Genomic DNA, 17,910 nt, shown 5'->3' on the forward strand with positions numbered 1-17,910 from the left:
GTCTATGGCATCTACACCTTTATCAAACAGAAAAATAAACAGGATTTGATATTCTCAATCCTTTTCTTCATTATATTTACGGCTTATGTTGCTTTCTTTTTCCACGATTTATTGTGAGAATAAGACACTTATTAGAAGGAAAATATATTATGAAAAAAATAAGCAAGATTGCTAGGATAGAATTGTTTTGTTTGGCATGGATACAACTTTATAATGCGCCACATCATCTTTTTTCTTTTCTTAAATGTATCGAAAATATCCCAAAGTCTTTTATGATATTATTTATCATAGTATCTATTCCAATCTATATTTACGGTATCTACACTTTTATGAAAGAAAAAAATAAACAGGAGCTGATATTCTCAATCGTTTTCTTCATTTTGTTTATGGTTCATGTTGCTTTCTTTTTCCACGATTTATTGTGAGAATAAGACACTTATTAGAAGGAAAATCTATTATGAAAAAACAAAGAAAAAATTTAATAAATGTAGAGGTGTTTTGCATGGTGTTGATGCAAACTTACGACATTCCACATCACCTTCGTGTTTTAAAATGGATAAATAGTATTCCAAAGCCTTTTATGATTCTATTTGTAATACTATCTGTTCCAATTTATGTCTATGGTATCTACACTTTTATCAAACAGAAAAATAAACGGAATTTGATATTCTCAATTCTTTTATTTGTGATATTTATGGCTCATGCTGTTGATTTTTTCTACCGTTTGTTGTGAGAAGTTAGTTAAGGAAATAAACATTATGAAAAAAACAGACAAAATTGCTAAGATAGAATTGTTTTGTTTGGCATGGATACAACTTTATAATGCGCCACATCGTTTTTTTTCTTTTCTTAAATGTATCGAAAATATCCCAAAGCCTTTTATGATATTATTTATCATAGTATCCATTCCAATCTATATTTACGGTATCTATAGTTTTATCAAAGAGAAAAATAAACGGGATTTGATATTTTCAATCCTTTTCTTCCTTTTGTTTATGGCTCATGCTGTTGATTTTCTCTACCATCTTTTGTAAAAATAAGACAATATCATCCTATTGATTTGGAAAGATGACAATCAAAAAACAATTCTATTACGAAATGAAATATAATTTATCAAAAAGAACAGGTGTATCTCATCTGTTCTTTTTGTAATCATACGAAACATTTATAACTTAAGGAATGATGATAAATGAAAGCAATATTAACATAAATTTACAACAAAATACGAAAAGTTTATCATATATCTGTATTACCAAAATAGTGTTTATGAAATATTCCTGATACTGTTGGCTGAGTATTTTTTATGTTTGAACTATCAAAAGATTTTTATGTCTTTTTTTGTAAAAAATTGTGTTTTCACAGTAATCACTAATGAAAGCTATCCTAATCTATTTTTCTAATGTCAATCACATATTCTCTTTTTCATAAGTATATAATTCTTCTTTTCAAACAGTGTTTGATATTACATAATATCGTTTTGTTTTTATTACGATACATCTTTTGTATGTACAATATCATAACTATTTTTATATTGTTTATTACTATTTTTAATTTAAGTTTGTGGTAAACATAAAAATAATGTAAAAAAAGCCTCAAATTTTTATTTTGATATATTTTAAGATAAAATACAAAAGAATGAAAGAAAATTGTAAATACATAGCAAAATTTGTATTATTTTATAAAATATGATATAATTACGATTATAAAATGAAAATAATAAACTGAAATGAAGTTATGATTTCGGACTTTTTTTAGGAATTTTATTTCTTGTGAGAATAAGGAAAAAATTTACATAAAATTGTATTTTAAAAAGTATATTTTATGATGTTGTTAAAAGAAACGGAAAAAGAAAAGGAATGTAAGAAATGAAAGAACAAAGAATTAAAATCGATACTGAATTTATCAAATTAGATCAGTTGTTGAAATTATCCAATCAAGTTTCGACAGGTGGAGAGGCAAAGGTTCGTATTTTGTCAGAAGAAGTTAAGGTAAACGGTGAGATTGAAACACGTCGCGGAAAAAAGATTCGTTCAGGCGACAAGGTGGAAATAAACGGAGAATTGATTGTTGTAGAGTAGGGTTTGTATGAAGATTCATCAACTGACATTAAAAAATTTCAGAAATTACGAACAGTTGGAACTGCTTTTCAAAGAAGGTGCCAATGTTTTTGTGGGACAAAACGGACAGGGAAAGACGAATGTATTGGAAGCAATTTCTCTCTTTTCGGTCGGGCGTTCCTTTCGTACTGTAAGAGATTTGGATATGGTTGCATTTGGACAGGACGCTGCAACGGTATCTGCAATAGTTGAAAATCTTCATGGACGGTACACGATTGATATGAAACTTGGAAAATCAATCAAAAAAGCTGTCAAAATAAACTCTGTTCCGATTGAAAAGTTACAAGATTTGTTTGGCGTATTGAATATCGTCGTGTTTTCTCCTGATGACTTGAAATTGGTCAAAGACGGACCGAAGGAGAGAAGGCTGTTTTTGGATCGTGAAATCTCACAACTAAAACCACGATATTATCGGATTCTGTCGGAATATTACAAGGTGTTGAATCAAAGAAATACTTTGTTGAAACAGGAAGTTGACGAGGTGTTGCTTGAGATTTATACACAGCAGATTGCAAAGTCCGGATTTCAGATTCATAAGATGAGAGAGGAATTTATTGAGCATATAAGAAAGTTTGCACAGGAGATTCATTCCAAAATTTCTTCTAAAAAAGAAGTGCTTGAAATTGAGTATGAACCGAATGTGTATGCAATATCGGAAGAAGAATACTTACGTTATTTGATGGATGGAAAAGAACACGATTTGATTCGAAAACACTCTACAAGAGGAATTCATAAAGATGATGTAGCACTTGTCATCAACGAGATGGATATTCGTCATTTCGGTTCGCAAGGACAGAAGAGAAGTGCTGCTATTTCATTGAAATTATCGGAAATTCAAATGATTTATGAAGATACGGGAGAGTATCCGATTGTACTGTTGGATGATATTTTCAGTGAATTGGATCGCTCCAGACAACAGATGTTGTTGGACTATGTGACAAACACACAAGTATTTGTTACAACTGCAGAAAAATTTTTGGATGACGGAACAATTTATGCTGTAGAAAACGGTAGGATTAGTATTGAGGAAGGGTAGGAGGCAAGGAAATGTCTGAAATAGAAAACAAGAATGTTCAGTATGGAGCTGAACAGATTCAAGTCTTAGAAGGGTTGGAACCGGTTCGTAAGCGTCCCGGAATGTATATCGGCTCTACCGGTGCAAAGGGATTACACCATTTAGTGTACGAAGTGGTAGACAATGCAATTGACGAGGCACTTGCCGGATATTGCAAAACGATTTATGTGGCAATTGAAGAAGGAAATGCGATTCGTGTCATTGATGACGGACGTGGAATTCCGACCGAACTGCATCCGAAAACAGGAAAATCTACTGTAGAAACTGTTTTGACCGTACTCCATGCCGGAGGAAAATTTGGAACAGGTGGATATAAAGTTTCCGGAGGTCTTCATGGGGTTGGGGTTTCTGTTGTAAATGCACTCTCCACCTATTTGAAAGTAACGGTAAAAAGAGACGGAAAAGTTTATACACAGGAGTTCAGCAAGGGAATCTCCAAAGGAGAACTGCAAGAAGTCGGAGTATCTGAAGATACAGGAACAATGGTAGAATTTCAACCGGATGCGGAAATTTTCGACGAATTGGAATATCGCTATGAAACATTGGAATATCGATTGCGTGAGCTTGCTTTTTTAAACAAAGGAATTTCCATTGTATTAGAGGATAAGAGAGCCGGACAGGAACAGAAAAAAGAGTTTTCGTATCTTGGAGGACTCAAGGAGTTTGTTGCATTTTTAAATAAAAATAAGACACCGTTACACTCTGATGTCATTCATTTTGAAAAACAGATTGATGAATATTATTTGGAAATAGCAATTCAATATACAGATGCTTATATCGAGAATATCTATTCTTTTGCGAATAATATCAACACCATAGAAGGTGGGATGCACTTAGTTGGATTCAAGACTGCTTTGACGCGTACCATCAACGATTACGTAAAAAAATCAAATAAAAATAAAGAAGAGTCACTTTCCGGAGAAGATGTCAGAGAAGGTTTGACGGCAATTATCTCCGTCAAATTACCGGAACCACAGTATGAAGGACAGACCAAAACAAAACTTGGAAATCCGCAAGTGCGTTCTGTAATAGATTCGTTCTTGGCAGAGTATTTCGGAGCCTATTTGGAAGAAAATCCTCAAGTTGCCAAAATTATTATTGAAAAGGCAATGAATGCAAGAAGTGCAAGAGAGGCGGCAAAAAGAGCGAGAGATTTGACCAGAAGAAAGGGAGTATTGGATTCCACTTCTCTTCCGGGTAAGCTGGCAGACTGCAGTGAAAGAGATCCGGCATTGTCCGAAATTTATATTGTCGAAGGAGATTCTGCGGGAGGTTCTGCAAAACAGGGACGAGATAGAAAAACACAGGCGATTTTGCCCCTTCGTGGTAAGATATTAAATGTTGAAAAATCAAGATTGGATCGTATTTTGACGTCAGAAGAAATTAAAAATATGATTACTGCATTTGGTTGTTCCATCGGAGAAGAGTTTGATGAATCCAAACTTCGTTATCACAAAATTGTTATTATGACCGATGCCGATGTCGACGGAGCGCATATTCGTACATTACTTCTTACGTTCATGTTCCGTTATATGAAACCGTTGATTGAAAATGGATATGTCTATATTGCACAGCCACCGTTGTTTAAGATACACCGTGGAAAAAAAGAAGTCTATGCCTATAATGAAAAGGAACTTCCCGCTATTTTACAAGAGTTCGGAGAAGGAAATAAACCGGGCATTCAACGATACAAAGGTCTTGGAGAAATGAATCCGGAACAACTTTGGGAAACAACGATGAATCCTGATACACGAACCTTGCTTCGAGTAACGGTAGAGGATTTTTCGGGAGCGGACGACACTTTCTCTATGTTGATGGGAGATAAGGTAGAACCGAGAAGAGAGTTTATTCATAACAATGCACAGTATGTGAAGAATTTGGATATTTAGAAAGGAGGGTTACGATGAGTCAAGAACAGATGAGAGATAAGATTATTGAAGTTGATTTGAAACATGAAATGGAGCAATCCTATATTGAATATGCGATGAGTGTTATTGTAGGTCGTGCACTTCCTGATGTAAGAGACGGTTTGAAACCCGTTCACAGAAGAATTCTATACAGTATGGGACAGAACAACTTGACACCGGACAAACCTTACCGAAAATCTGCTACCATTGTAGGGGATGTACTGGGAAAATACCATCCACATGGAGATACGGCAGTGTATGATGCCTTGGTTAAGATGGCACAGGATTTTTCGATGAGATATCCTTTGGTAGACGGACACGGAAACTTCGGTTCTATTGACGGAGACAGTGCTGCAGCGATGCGTTATACCGAATCGAGAATGGAAAAATTGTCCATGGAAATGCTTCGCGATTTGAACAAAGAGACAGTTGATATGGTTCCAAACTACGATGAAAATGAATGGGAACCGAGTGTTTTACCGGCAAGGTATCCGAATTTGTTGGTCAACGGTTCTAACGGGATTGCAGTCGGGATGGCGACTTCCATTCCACCTCATAATTTAGGTGAAGTCATCGATGCGGTCGTAGAGTTGATTGACAATGAAGAGGCAACCTTGGAAGACATTCTGAAACACATCAAAGGACCGGATTTTCCGACAGGAGCCCACATTATGGGAAATTCTTCCATGTTGCAAGCATATCGAACAGGAAGAGGAAAAGTTGTTCAACGTGCAAAAACGTCCTTTGAAGAAATGTCGGGAGGAAAAACGAGAATTGTCGTGACGGAAATTCCCTATCAAGTGAACAAAGCACGACTGGTCGAAAAAATTGCAGAGTTGATGAAAGATAAGAGAATTGACGGAATCACCCATATCGGAGATGAAAGTAACCGAAAAGGAATGCGAATCGTCATTGAATTGAGAAGAGATGTAAATCCCGATATTGTATTGAATCAATTATTTAAGTTTTCTCCGTTGCAACAGGTGTTTTCCATCATCATGTTGGCATTGGTCAACAACATTCCGAAAGTGCTGACATTGGAGCAGATGTTGCGATTGTATCTGAAACATCAGGAAGAAGTTGTCACAAGAAGAACACAGTTCGATTTGAAAAAAGCACAGGATAGAATTCATTTGGTAGAAGGTTTGTTAAAAGCAATCGACCATATTGATGAAGTCATTGCAATTATCCGTTCTTCGTACTCCAATGCGATGGAACGATTGATAGAACGGTTTGATTTTTCCGAAATTCAGGCAAAAGCCATTTTGGATATGCAGTTGAGAAGATTGCAAGGCTTGGAAAAAGAAAAATTGGAAGACGAACAAAAAGACTTACAACAAAAAATAGATTATTATCAAGAAATCTTGTCAGATCGTTCACTGCTTCTTTCCATTATCAAAGAAGAAATTTTGGAAATCAAAACGAAATATGGCAACGAACGAAGAACGACTTTCTTAGCATCCTATGAGGATATCGATATCAAAGATATGATACCTGACGATGAAGTAACAGTTACCTTGACACATTTGGGATATATCAAAAGGGTGGCAATCGATACCTATAAGACGCAGAAGAGAGGTGGAAAAGGAATTGCATCGATGTCCACAAGAGATGAAGATTTTGTGGATAAATTGCTTTTGACCAGCAACCACAGTAAGGTGATTTTCTTTACGAATATGGGAAGAATTTATCGTTTGAACACTTATGAAATTCCGGAAAGTTCCAGAACAGCAAAGGGCACCAATATTGTAAATATTCTTCCGTTGGAAGAAGGAGAAAAAGTCAATACCATGCTTTCCATTCGTGAAGAGCAGGCATCTTCCGATTTTGTTGTGATGTGTACTCGAAAAGGAATTATGAAAAAGACACCTTTGGAAGAATTCCAACGTAGCAATCGAAACGGTTTGATTGCCATTTCACTTAAAGAAGACGATGAGCTGATTGGCGTGGAATTGACAGATGGAACTTGCAACATCATCTGTGTTGCACGAAACGGAAAAGCGATTATGTTCAGTGAGAGTGACATCAGAAGTATGGGACGTATTGCACAGGGAGTTCGTGCAATGAATTTGGAGGACAGAGACGAAATTGTTTCCATGATGATTGCAGATTCTGAAAAAGATGTACTGATTATTTCAGAGCGTGGATACGGAAAGAGAACACCGATTGCAGAATACAACCTTCAAACAAGAGGAGGAAAAGGTTCAAGAACCTATAAGATTACCGAAAAGACAGGACGATTGGTAGGAGGAAAAGTCGTATCAAATGAAGATGAGATTATGATTGTCAATATAGACGGAACCTTAATTCGTATGGAAGTAAAGGGAATTTCCATATTAAGTCGTGTTACAAGTGGAGTTCGATTGATGAAAACGGCAGAAAATCAAGACATTGCTTCGTTTGAAAAAATTGAAATCAGTGAAGATGAGGAAGAATCCTCCAATTTGTAAGATTGTTTTGAAGAAAATAAGAATTTATGCAAAAATAGTTACAAACTATGGTTAAAAGAATTTTTTTCGGGTAATATCTAAGTGTAGTTGTATTTAAAATATGAAATGGAGGGCAATTATGTTTACAAAAAGAAGAGAATCACATTTATTGCAAACGATAGGAGCGACTGTACTGGGCATGAGCGCAGGAATTTTACTTGGAATGTTAATTGCACCGAAACAAGGAAAAGAAATTAGGGCATGTATTACAGATAAGACAAAAGACTTTGTAGACGTCGCAAAAGATTTAGGAAAAAATTTGAAAGAAGCAATTCAATCGGATGATGAAGAAATCTTCTATTATGATGATGACGACAAGCTTGTTTTTTCAAAGAATTTTATTGACAACGAAGAAGAATAAGTAAGTGTAAGAGAAAGCTCTCATTAAAAAATTAGGATATTTGATGAGAGTTTTTTTCTCTTTCCCAATTACATAAATTTAAAGTGAGGAGGATTCAATATGTGGGAAATTGGAGTATTGTTAGCCGGAATAGGATTTTTGATTCTTTGCATCTTTGGAGCAGTAACACTTAGAGATTTTGCATACACAGCAAAAAAAATAAATCATATATTAGAGGATAATGAGAAAAGTATTAAAGAAATTACAGGTTCCATAGCAGAAATCACAGATTCTGTGGACAATGTTTTTGCAACATCCGAAAAAGTAATCAAAGCACTGACAACGTTTGGAGCAATTAGGAGCATTAAGAAACAATAAGAAAAGGAGAGGTTGATTTGATATGTCAGTTATAGTGGAAAAAAAATACAGTGAAGAGAACAATCAAACTGAGATGGTTGTATCGGGCGAAATTGATATTTATGGTTGTGAAAAATTCAAAGAAGAGATACAAGAATTGGTAAAAGAGTATCCTGATAAAGATTTATCCATCGATATGACGAATTTGGACTATATTGATTCAACAGGATTGGGAGTATTGATTGGTGCACTGAAGGTATTGAAAGCCAATCAAAAGAAGATTTCACTTCATGGTCTGAAACCGAGTGTATATAAGGTATTTACAATTACGAGTATGACTCGACTTTTTGAGGTAAAGGAAGCATAATATAGAAAGGCGGAGTTTTCATTGGTTCAAGATAAAATAACAAAAAAAGACTGTATTACAATGGATTTACCTACAAATCCTGAATATGTTTCAGTAGCGAGATTAACAGTTTCTGCTATCTCTAATACAATCGGATTTAATGTAGAAGAAATAGAAGACATCAAGATTGCTCTTTCTGAAGCATGTGCAAATGCGATTCGCCATTCTCAAAAAGATACATTCTCATTACATTTTGAATTGGAACCGGGCAAATTGACGATTCAAGTCAGTGATCAAGGTGTCGGATTTGACACGAATGAAGTGAAAGAACCTGTTATAGAAGAAATGAAGGAGAACGGACTGGGATTTTTCATTATTGAAAGCTTGATGGATGAAGTAACAATTGACAGTGAAGTAGGAAAAGGCACCACGATTCGAATGTCAAAGTTTTTGGAGGATAATAAATAAATGAATAAGGAAAATGGAAAGAGCAATCAAAAAACTGAACATGCTTTTGCTGAAAATCCTAAATTCCTTGGAAAGAGTGAAAAAGAATTATTCCTTTTGTATAGTGAAGACAAACAGAACAGAGAACTGAGAAATGAATTGATTCAAAAAAATCTCTATATTGCAGAAATTTTATCCAAGAAATATTTGAATAAAGGGATTGAGTATGACGATATTTTTCAAGTGGCATCCTTAGGCCTTATTTTGGCAATCGAACGATACGATGTTACAAAAGGGTTCAAATTTTCCAGTTTTGCAACTCCTACCATCATTGGAGAAATCAAAAAATATTTTCGTGATAAAGGTTGGTCTATTCGTGTTCCGAGAAAAATACAGGAACTGTCCAAAAAAGTAACTCAAGCCAGAGAGTATTTACAAAATGAAAAAGGAGCCATTCCTGAAGTGAAAGATATTGCAGAATATCTTGAGATTTCGGAAGAAGAAGTGATGGAAGTGATGGAAGCATCACAGGTATACCACCTGAAATCTCTTGATGTGACTTATGAAAATGGTGGAGAAGATAAGGAAGTTTCTCTGATTGATGTCTTGGGAGGGGAAGACAAAAGCTTTTCTGAAATTGAAAATAGAGATTTTTTTGAAAAAATGTTCCAAAAATTGGATGATGTGGAACGTAATATTATTGTAGGACGTTTCTTTCAGCAAAAAACACAGATGAAAATCGCAGAAGAATTAGACATTTCACAAATGACAGTTTCCAGAATTGAAAAGAAAGTGCTTTCTAAAATTAAAAAAGAATATGAGAGAACGATGGGTGAAGGATAGCAAAGAAGAGACTTCTCATCACATTGATGGAAAGAGGATTGAAAGAGAACTATATCTATAAATCAATTGAAAAGAAGTATTGGTTACAGCTTTTTTTCTGAAATCAACTTATTCTATCAGATACCAAGCCCATTTCAAAGAATGTCGTGTCTGTCAATCAAAATGACTCCTATAGAAAATATGGTGCGAATGAACAGGATCTGTAAACTCATTCTGACAAATAACAGTAGAATAATATTGCAAAAATTTTTAATAAAAAATACCAAGAAAAATAATACTGTGATACAATAAAGGAACAACATAGTGTTAAAAGACTGGATAGGATAACGGTTAAGAATAGGGGGGTTCGTATGACAGATTACGAAAATAAAGAAAAAAATTTAGATGAATACAAAGGTAATGTCATTCACAAATTAGAAAAAAGAGACAAAAAATATACTCCCGTAATTGAATCTAAGTTGAAAAAAAGAATTGTTGAGATGCCGTCTGCAGTTTATGCGGCCAGTGGAATCAATATTTTTGGAAAGAGAATCAAATCTTTGCTTTTTTCGACAGACTTATCAATTATTAAAAATAACAATGCCGACGGAATTATTGCAGTATATCCGTTTACACCTCAAATATCAATCAGTCATGCTATTATTTCCGCTTCATCCACACCGGTATTTTGCGGTGTCGGAGGAGGAGTGACCTCAGGACAACGTTCCATTGATATTGCAATGAGTTGTGAATTGAACGGAGCTTATGGAGTGGTATTAAACGCACCGGCAACCAATGCACTACTGATGGAAATGAGAAAGAGATTGGATATTCCGATTGTTGTGACCATTATTTCAGAAAAAGAAGATTTTGAAAAGAGAATCAAGTCGGGAGCGGCGATTTTTAATGTATCGGGTGGTGCAAAAACAGCGTCTATTGTCCGAAAAATAAGAGAAAATCACCCTTATTTCCCAATTATTGCAACAGGCGGAAATACAGAAGAGAGTATTTTGGCAACCATTGAAGCGGGAGCAAATGTTATTTCTTATACGCCGCCTTCCACAGCAGAGATATTTGCACAGATTATGAAGAATTACAGAGATACCATGTACTAAACAGAGGTAGCAACGAAATTAGGATGGCAGATTGCGTAATATCCTGGCGTTGCTACCTTTATTTATTTGTAGAACAAATCCATAGAGCATAATTGTTTGGGATGATTGAATATGGAGAAATGAACTGTTTTGGGAGTTATTCTCCATCAAACAAAGAAAAAAGAATTGAGAGAAGGGAAGAATGATATGAAGAAGAGTAAAATGAAAACAGGATTGGTTGTGATGCTTGCAACGATGTTATTTGTGCAAGTATTGGTAGGGGATTACAGTTTGGCAAAACCTAAGACTCCTGCAAAGACAAACGAATTAAAAGGAATGGTAATCGGACTTGATGCAGGACATCAAAAGAAAGGCAACAACAAAAAAGAACCTGTTTCACCAAACTCCAAGAAAATGAAACCGAAAGTATCCTCAGGAACGGCAGGAGTTGCTACAAAAGTATCCGAATACGAATTGAACCTTACCGTTGCAAAGAAAATGAAAGCAAAGCTGGAATCAATGGGAGCAACCGTTGTGATGTCAAGAGAGACACACGATGTGAATATCAGCAATATCGAGCGTGCCCAACTGATGAATGAGGCAGAGTGTGATATTGTGATTAGAATTCATGCAGACGGTTCGGATAAGAGCAGTGTGAATGGCTATTCCATTCTGATTCCATCCGGAAAAGATACCACTTCCATCCAAAATAAGAGTAAGAGTTTTGCAACCTTGCTTGATAACAGTATGAAAAAACAAGCCAAAGGAATTCGTTCCAGAGGACTTGTGGAACGATCCGATTTGACAGGATTCAACTGGTCTACCGTTCCGGTTGTCCTGTTGGAAATGGGATTTATGAGCAATCCGAGTGATGATAAGAGAATGCAAACCAAAGAATATCAGGAACAGTTAGTACAATCTCTTGCAAATGCTTGCATTCAATATCAAAAAGCAAGCAAGAAATAAGGTGAAGGATGAACTATAGAGAACATCGAAACATAATGAAATCAACCTTTCATATCCCAAAAGAAGAAAGGTCGGATAAGAGAAATGGAATCAAAGAACCTGAGCTTGTCAAACGAATTTCCGATATAAAAGAGAGGATAGTCTTTCCAACCGACGGACTGAAGAACCTTTCTCAAAAAAATTTATGGGATATATCAGAATCGCGAAAAAGTCGAAGAGTCTATATGGAAGAAAATCTCTCTTTGTCAGAGCTTTCCTATCTTTTGGCAATGACACAAAAAATAGGAAAGAGAGGAGAACACTTTCGTGTTGTTCCCTCAGGAGGTTCTCGTCATGCATATGAAACCTATCTTGCCGTTCAGAGAGTAGACGGATTGAAACAGGGGATTTATCATTATCATCCGAAAGAGCATACATTGGAACTTTTGGAAGAAGTTGAAAACCTACAGGAAAGACTCTTGAAAGTTGCAGAACGACAAGTATTTTTAGCAAACGGAGCTGTTGTGTTCTTTTGGACCTGTATTCCTTATCGTGGAGAGTGGAGATATATGCAAGATTCTCACAAATCCATGCTTTTGGACGCAGGGCATATCGGACAGGCACTGTATATGGCAGTAGAGTCAATAGACCTTGGAGTATGCACCGTTGCAGGCTATCATCAGGAAGAGGCGGATGAGTTACTTCATGTAGACGGATTAGAAGAATATACCGTATATCTAGCATCTGTCGGAAAACGAAAGGGGTAATATCGAAACTTGATGAAAACAGTCTTGTTTAAGGTAATTTTGTCGTTTCTTTGTCATAAGAGACAGGATGCCTATCGTTTCAGACAGTATTCATATGATAAGCAAAAAAGAAGGGATGGACACCTTGTCATTTCAGCGATAGAAAAAAGTTTGAGTTGATAGTCAAAAGTGAAAAAACAACGGTTTATTTTGATATGTAGGATATGATTTGTTGTATGACTTATTCGGATAAGAACTCTCTTTATTGAAAGAGAGAAGAAACTGCTTGAAGTATTGAAAGCATATGAAATAAGTGATAAAATTTAACGGTATATCGTTTTTATAGTATAATGAGCAAGTTTTAAAATATAAATAAGTCTTAAAAATATTGAAAACTGCTTGTTTTATAGAAGGTGGACATGACGTCCACTACAACGGAAAAGGGGAATTTTTTATGAAAATGTCAAGAATGTATCTGCCTACATTGAGAGAAGTACCATCAGATGCTGAAGTAATCAGCCATCAATTACTCCTTCGTGCAGGCTTGATTCGAAAATTGGTATCAGGAGTGTATTCTTATCTTCCACTTGGAAAAAGAGTACTTGCAAAGATTGAACGTGTCATTCGAGAAGAAATGGATGCAGCAAACAGTCAGGAAGTGTTGATGTCTGCGATTCAACCATCAGAATTGTGGAAAGAATCCGGACGTTGGGAAAATTTCGGACCGGAGATGTTCCGTCTGTATGACCGTAACGAAAGAGAGTTTTGTCTTGGACCTACACATGAAGAAATCTTCACTTCTTTGGTAAGAGATGAGCTCAAATCTTACAAACAGTTACCGCTCAGTTTGTACCAAATTCAAACGAAATATCGTGATGAAAAAAGACCTAGATTCGGTGTCATTCGTGCAAGAGAATTCATTATGAAAGATGCTTACACATTTGACAGAGATCCCGATGGCATGAAACAGTCTTACCAAGAAATGTGGGACGCCTATACCAAAATTTTTGACCGTCTGCACATCAAATATCGTGTAGTAGAGGGAGACTCCGGTGCGATGGGAGGTTCCGATTCTCACGAATTTACAGCGATGGCAGAATCCGGAGAAAGTACAGTAATGTATGCGGAAGGTTGTGACTATGCTGCAACAGATGAAAAAGCAGAATGTATTTTTGAACTTCCTCTACAGGATAGCGAGAAAAAAGAGCTTGAAAAAGTGTCTACTCCAAATGTCGGAACCATTGAAGATTTGGAAAAATTCTTTGAAGTTTCTGCAGATCGTTTTGCAAAAACATTACTTCTTACTATAAAAGGAGAACCGATTGCAGTCATGATTCCGGGACACAGAGAGCTCAATGTGATTAAGTTGCTTAAAGTTGTTGACGCAGCAGAACATGAAATAGAAATGGCAGAAGAAGAAACAGTAAAAGAAATTACAGGAGCTCGTGTAGGATTTGCCGGACCAATCGGTTTGAAAAAAGACATTCCTCTATACATTGATAAGAGAGTAACAGAAATGACCAATATCATAGTTGGAGCCAACGAATCCGACTTCCATTACAAAAATGCAAACTATGGAAGAGATTTTGAAGGAACTGTTGTGGACGATTTGATTTTGACACAGGAAGGGGATATTTGTCCTCAAGACAGAAGTTTGAGATTGAAATCAGACCGTGGAATTGAAGTAGGAAATATCTTCCAACTTGGAACAAAATACAGTGACAGCTTGAACTTGACTTATTTGGATCAAGACGGAAAGAGCAAAAAAGTTTGGATGGGATCTCATGGAATCGGTGTAAGTAGAACCATGGCAGCCATTATCGAACAAAATTATGATGAAAAAGGAATCATTTGGCCATTGGTAGTTGCTCCATACCATATTTTGATTACAGTAGTCAATGCGAAGAAAGAAGACCAAATGCAATTAGGAGAACAACTGTACCAAGAGTACACTAAATTGGGCTATGAAGTGTTGTTTGACGATAGAAACGAAAGAGCCGGAGTAAAGTTCAATGATGCAGACTTGATTGGAATTCCAATTAGAGTCAATGTAGGAAGACGTGCAGAAGAAGGAATTGTAGAGTTTTCGCTTCGCCGTGGTGGAGAAAAAGAAGAAATTGCAGTTTCAGACATTGCACAAAAAGTGAAAGATGAGTTTGCATATCAAGGATTGTAAGATGGACATCTATCGTTATTGGGAAGTCTGTGCCGACCAACAGAGAGAAGAATTGAGAACATTTTTTCACAAAGACGCTACCATTTTGTGGCATAACACAAATGAATGTTTTACATCGGAAGAATTTATCTGTGCAAACTGTGATTATCCGGGAAGTTGGCAAGGCGAAGTCAAAAGAGTGGATGAGATAGCAGGTGGATTGGTTACGGCAGTTCATATTTACTCGAAAACAGACACAACCGTATCCTTCCATGTAACATCTTTCTTTCACATTGAGAACGATAAGATTGTATCCATTGACGAGTACTGGGGAGAAGATGGAGAGCCTCCGACTTGGAGACGAAAAAAAAAGATAGGAAAACCGATTGTTCTTTGACAAAAGTGATAAATAAAAAGCCATGTAGTTGTGTTGTATTACATGGTTTTCTTATATCGACTTTTTCGGTTAGAGCTTTATGACAGAAAATGGAAAGAACTTTTTGAAGAAACTACTTTATGACTTAAAAAAACTACTTTATCGACCTGTCTGTATGAAAGGAATCAAAATAGATGATAAGATTCCTTTCATACAGACAATAAGTTAGATGATAGAGAACGAAGAAAACGGACAACGGTACGGAAAAGAATGGTAGATTGTTGAGTTTGAAAGGAGTGTTACCATGGCATTGGAAGAAAAATTATTGCTCGGAACAACTGTAGCAAAAGACAAGACAGAACAACTGAGAGAAAAAGTAGAGGAATTGCACAAACAAGGCATCAAACCGAAACTTGTGATGATGAGAGTAGGCGACAAGGCAGATGACTTGGCATATCAACGAAGTGCCTTGAGCAGAATGGAGAAAGTAAATATTTTATCGGAAGTACAGGAGTTTCCAAATGATGTAACAGAAGAAGTATTTTTAAGAAAACTGGAAGAAAACAATCAAAATGATGAGGTACACGGTATCTTGATTTTTCTTCCCCTTCCAAAACACTTGGACTTAAAAAAAGTGAAGGAATGTATCTCTCCCGACAAGGACATTGACGCCATCAGTCCTATCAATATTGCAAGATTGATGAATGCAGAAGAATGTTTCGTGCCTTGTACCCCAAAAGCAGTGATGGAACTGTTGTCCTACTATAACATTCCGTTGCAAGGCAAACATGTTGTTGTCATCGGAAGATCCATGGTTGTCGGCAAGCCGGTGAGTATGTTGTTGTTGAATGAAAATGCAACTGTAACCATGACACATTCCAAAACAACAAACTTACAAGAATTGACAAAGAGAGCAGATATTATCGTATGTGCGCTGGGCAAATCAAAATTTTTGACAGAAGAGTATGTTTCTTCGCACAGTGTCGTAATTGATGTTGGAATCAATGTAGACGAAAGTGGAGCGTTGACAGGAGATGCAGATACAGAACAAATTTTGCCGATAGTCAAGGCAATTACCCCTGTACCGAGAGGAGTCGGCTCCGTTACGACAGTTATGCTTGCCAAACAGGTGATAGAAAGTGCCGAAAGAGGACTGTAACGAAAGGAAATGACGGATTGATTCTAAATGATAGAAGTTGAAAATGATAGTAAGAAATAGTACAATAGAAGTCACAGTAATTACTGTGACTTTTTTGATGACAATTCCGTCACAAAAAAACCAAGACAACTCAATATGGAAGTGCCTGAATCATTGTGCTTTTGGATAAGAGAAAACAATTTTCCATACTGTGATTTGTGATACCGAGAAGAAAGAGCCTTAGACAATATTCATTCGATAGGATGCACTTATGAAAGAGATAAGAAGAACTTTGATTTTCGAAAAAGATAATACCTTTCTTTTTCACAGTGTTTCGTATCAATTTCATCACATTGCCAATTATTGAAATGTGAAAAAATATCCATCCCCTTCTTCATTTTAAAAGTTTTGGAGCAGAGTTGGAATAAATAGGAAATTCAAGAATGATAGGATGACAAACACAGAATTTGTATAGATAGGAAATTTTCTATCTTGTTGAAGGAATCATGGATGAGGAAACGAATATCAGAAATAAAGATAGGCTTTAATAAAGATAGACTTTAATAAAGATAGACTTTTCTTTTTATCAAAAGAAAACAGAGAAAGGCAGAGTAGGAAAAGTGCGTTAAGTGCCATAGGATGGGATGTTGCTTATGGACGAAAAGAGAATTTTCTTGCGGTACTTTTTTGCATCCACTGTTTTTTGTTTTGGAACAGATTGACGAAAAGAGAGGAGTTTTTGAAATGAGAAAAAGCAGATTTACGACACAACAACTGGTAATGGGAGGATTGTTGGTTGCGCTTGCAGTCATTGTAAGCTACCAAAACATTTATCTTTATCCTCCACATAGTGGAAGAATCACCCTTCGATTTATTCCAATTATCTATGGAGGAATCTTATTGGGACCACAGGTAGGATTGTTGATTGGGGCATTACAAGACCCATTGACTTATTTTTTGACACCGGGTTCTCCGGGAACCTATTTTCCTGGATTTATGATAACCTCAATGTTGATGGGATTTTTCCCGGGATTTATTATTAAGTCAATCAGGGATGCGAAGCTGTGGAATGTTACTCTTGTAGCCTTGGTGTCCTACATCATTACTATGGGATTGGACTCTTTGTGGTTGTCCATTCTGATGGGCAAAGCCTATCTATACTTCTTGACAATAAGAGCAATTCCGAATTTGGTACAAGTGGCAATTACAGTAGCCGTATTGATGGTGCTTGTAAAAAGAGTAAAAATGAAAGATTTTCGAAATGAATAAGAGAAGAACATAAATAGGAAAAACAAAAGTTTTGTCAAGTAGAACCGAGAAATTTTGATTGCAAATAAAGAACATCAAACAATAGCATCGTTTCCTGTTATTAGATACAAATGGTTAGATACAAAAAGGAACGAGTTATTGTTTGATGGAAATGAAGGATATCAGAAAGGAAATAGTTATGTTAGAAGAAAGATGATATATACTTAGATTTTTGACTTATCATACTGTGGTAAGCTCATAAAAATTCAGTTCAAACGGCATCTCTGTGGAGAGGGGATAAGGGCTGA

At 36.0% G+C, this 17,910-nt stretch carries 17 protein-coding genes and 1 riboswitch; all 17 genes read left to right on the forward strand.

From position 1 onward, the window contains the following. The first annotated feature begins 758 nt into the window (after positions 1-758). Positions 759-1,034 (forward strand): hypothetical protein, encoded by a 276-nt coding sequence (locus ACO5GE_RS01485; protein WP_484829153.1) that lies wholly within the window; start codon positions 759-761, stop codon positions 1,032-1,034. Between the two features lie 831 nt (positions 1,035-1,865). After that, positions 1,866-2,078, forward strand: coding sequence for a S4 domain-containing protein YaaA (yaaA, locus tag ACO5GE_RS01490; RefSeq protein WP_484829154.1), 213 nt, complete (start codon positions 1,866-1,868; stop codon positions 2,076-2,078). A 7-nt stretch (positions 2,079-2,085) separates the two neighbouring features. Beyond that, positions 2,086-3,153, forward strand: a complete 1,068-nt coding sequence (gene recF / locus ACO5GE_RS01495; RefSeq protein ID WP_484829155.1) for a DNA replication/repair protein RecF — start codon at positions 2,086-2,088, stop codon at positions 3,151-3,153. An 11-nt stretch (positions 3,154-3,164) separates the two neighbouring features. Further along, entirely contained in the window at positions 3,165-5,081 is a 1,917-nt protein-coding gene (gene gyrB, locus ACO5GE_RS01500) for a DNA topoisomerase (ATP-hydrolyzing) subunit B (protein WP_484829156.1), read from the forward strand. A 14-nt stretch (positions 5,082-5,095) separates the two neighbouring features. Beyond that, on the forward strand, positions 5,096-7,549 hold the full coding sequence (gene gyrA / locus ACO5GE_RS01505) for a DNA gyrase subunit A (RefSeq protein WP_484829157.1): 2,454 nt from the start codon (positions 5,096-5,098) through the stop codon (positions 7,547-7,549). Between the two features lie 118 nt (positions 7,550-7,667). Then, on the forward strand, positions 7,668-7,949 hold the full coding sequence (locus ACO5GE_RS01510) for a YtxH domain-containing protein (RefSeq protein WP_484829158.1): 282 nt from the start codon (positions 7,668-7,670) through the stop codon (positions 7,947-7,949). Positions 7,950-8,048: 99 nt separating this feature from the next. Continuing rightward, entirely contained in the window at positions 8,049-8,306 is a 258-nt protein-coding gene (locus tag ACO5GE_RS01515; RefSeq protein WP_484829159.1) for a hypothetical protein, read from the forward strand. Positions 8,307-8,328: 22 nt separating this feature from the next. Continuing rightward, positions 8,329-8,652: an STAS domain-containing protein gene (locus ACO5GE_RS01520; RefSeq protein WP_484829160.1), complete on the forward strand. Its 324-nt coding sequence runs from the start codon at positions 8,329-8,331 to the stop codon at positions 8,650-8,652. A gap of 21 nt (positions 8,653-8,673) precedes the next feature. Then, a complete protein-coding gene (locus ACO5GE_RS01525; RefSeq protein WP_484829161.1) occupies positions 8,674-9,099 on the forward strand; it encodes an ATP-binding protein in 426 nt (141 codons plus the stop codon). After that, a complete protein-coding gene (locus ACO5GE_RS01530; RefSeq protein ID WP_484829162.1) occupies positions 9,100-9,921 on the forward strand; it encodes a SigB/SigF/SigG family RNA polymerase sigma factor in 822 nt (273 codons plus the stop codon). A gap of 350 nt (positions 9,922-10,271) precedes the next feature. Further along, positions 10,272-11,015 carry a hydrolase gene (locus ACO5GE_RS01535; RefSeq protein WP_484829163.1) on the forward strand — a complete coding sequence of 248 codons (744 nt, stop codon included), beginning with the start codon at positions 10,272-10,274 and terminating at the stop codon, positions 11,013-11,015. A gap of 129 nt (positions 11,016-11,144) precedes the next feature. Next, a complete protein-coding gene (locus ACO5GE_RS01540) occupies positions 11,145-11,960 on the forward strand; it encodes an N-acetylmuramoyl-L-alanine amidase family protein (RefSeq protein WP_484829164.1) in 816 nt (271 codons plus the stop codon). An 8-nt stretch (positions 11,961-11,968) separates the two neighbouring features. Beyond that, the gene (locus ACO5GE_RS01545; protein ID WP_484829165.1) at positions 11,969-12,706 is read left to right on the forward strand and encodes a SagB/ThcOx family dehydrogenase; all 738 of its coding nucleotides are present in this window, start codon (positions 11,969-11,971) and stop codon (positions 12,704-12,706) included. A 433-nt stretch (positions 12,707-13,139) separates the two neighbouring features. After that, entirely contained in the window at positions 13,140-14,861 is a 1,722-nt protein-coding gene (locus ACO5GE_RS01550) for a proline--tRNA ligase (RefSeq protein ID WP_484829166.1), read from the forward strand. 1 nt (position 14,862) lies between these two features. Continuing rightward, on the forward strand, positions 14,863-15,237 hold the full coding sequence (locus tag ACO5GE_RS01555) for a nuclear transport factor 2 family protein (protein ID WP_484829167.1): 375 nt from the start codon (positions 14,863-14,865) through the stop codon (positions 15,235-15,237). 283 nt (positions 15,238-15,520) lie between these two features. Next, positions 15,521-16,375 (forward strand): bifunctional 5,10-methylenetetrahydrofolate dehydrogenase/5,10-methenyltetrahydrofolate cyclohydrolase, encoded by an 855-nt coding sequence (locus tag ACO5GE_RS01560; RefSeq protein WP_484829168.1) that lies wholly within the window; start codon positions 15,521-15,523, stop codon positions 16,373-16,375. Between the two features lie 584 nt (positions 16,376-16,959). Further along, a riboswitch (THF riboswitch) is annotated at positions 16,960-17,055 on the forward strand. Between the two features lie 43 nt (positions 17,056-17,098). Next, complete coding sequence (locus tag ACO5GE_RS01565) at positions 17,099-17,623, forward strand: folate family ECF transporter S component (protein WP_484829169.1); 525 nt, start codon at positions 17,099-17,101, stop codon at positions 17,621-17,623. Positions 17,624-17,910: the final 287 nt, after the last annotated feature.

The sequence above is a fragment of the Filifactor sp. genome (assembly GCF_057248345.1).